The sequence below is a fragment of the Methylobacterium sp. E-016 genome (assembly GCF_022829745.1).
Lineage (GTDB): Bacteria > Pseudomonadota > Alphaproteobacteria > Rhizobiales > Beijerinckiaceae > Methylobacterium.
The window spans coordinates 1-1,482 of record NZ_JAKSYF010000150.1 but is presented as its reverse complement, the minus strand read 5'-3'; the positions used below and the strand labels follow the sequence as shown (position 1 = coordinate 1,482).

Below are 1,482 nucleotides of genomic sequence, written 5' to 3'. Positions count from 1 at the left end.
GTCACGGTCGGGGCCGGCGCCTTCGTCGCCTCCGGCTCGGTGATCACCGACGACGTGCCCGAGGGGGCGCTCGCCGTCGCCCGCGGGCGCCAGGCGACGAAGCCGGGCTGGGCCGAGACGAAGCGGGCGGCGTTGCGGGCGGAGAAGGCGGCGCACTCGGGGACGTCCTAAAGCCGTTCCCCTTTGGTGGATCGGTTCACCCGTGGAGTGGGGTGGGCCAACGCCTGAAGATTTCGGTCGTGATCCTCTCACGCGGTATGGTGGTGCGCTGCACGAACCGACCGACAGGCGGATGGCGAAAACAGTCTATCGGGTTCGGTGCCATGGGTTCGTGAGGATGACGGTCTCTTCGGACGGAGACGCCGAAAAATCACCCCGGCGAATGCTTCGAGCCGGCGCGCGTGGTCATCGCCGAGATCCGGAGAGAAGAGGTTCGAATCCGTGTTGATGACGCGCGCCTCCCAGGCCGCTACATCGTCGGGGGACGTGGCTAAACACAATCCTGTCCGGCACCAAAGCTTTGGATCGCGCCGAATCAACCTTTTGGTGATACGGCGATATGTGGGCCTCGGCGCGCGGAGACCTCCGACCCGGATCGGCCGGTCACACTGCGGGTTGCGGCGTCCCATCCGCCTGTCCAGTCGGCTTAGGCAGACCTCCGGCTTCCTCAGCAGGCGCTGGAAGGCGACGTAGAAGGTCGGCGTCACGAAAAGGGTGTAGATCGGCGCGCAAGGCGGACCCACTCGAAACTGCAGCTATATAGTTGGGGTTTCTGATACTTATTACCAGTTAATATTCCGTTTCAACGCCGATCGGGAGTTAAAAGGTACCCACCGCCATACTTGAAACCTTGCAAATCCTGGGATGTTGAGCCGCAGTGGAAGGTGGGGTCAACTTGGACGCCGATCCACAATCCCCGTTGCCCGGCCAGTTTTCGAAACGAAATCGGCGTCTCAAAGAGGCAAAAAACGCGCAAATGCCGGGCTGCTGCGTCGGCGCGGTCATTCCGCAGGGAAGTATGGTCCCTTGACTGCCTGGGAGCCCCGCCAGCACCCGCCGTCCTCCTCGCCGCAAACCGCAGCAGCCGTCCGTCCGCGCCTGCCCACGGCCCGCGCTGCGGACATCGGCGCCACGGAAACCGGGGGCCCGCTCTCGCGGTTGAGGCCTCATGGCCGATGACGACGCCGCCTTTCTACAGAATGTCCGCGCAGCAATGGCTGCCGCAACTGGACCCGTGGACGCGTCGCTTAACCAAGCTCGCCGCGTCCTCGAATGGCTTCGCGACGCCGAGCTTGAGAGGCCGGAAAAAGGCGCTGACGACGTGTCACCGGATGAGTCCCAGTGACCTGACCGGCTGGCTTTGGACTGGGCTGATTGAGAGGATCAGCCAGGACTGAAGGAGCTGGACATGAAGCGAGGTCAGAAGACGGGTGCGGAGCAGGTGGTGCTGAAGCTGCGCCAGATTGAGGTGCAGACGGCGCA

General features: G+C 63.8%; 1 pseudogene. It reads left to right on the top strand.

The window, feature by feature from the left end:
• Nucleotides 1–171 (top strand): annotated as a pseudogene (glmU, locus tag MKK68_RS21910) (bifunctional UDP-N-acetylglucosamine diphosphorylase/glucosamine-1-phosphate N-acetyltransferase GlmU); the annotation flags it as partial.
• Nucleotides 172–1,482: the final 1,311 nt, after the last annotated feature.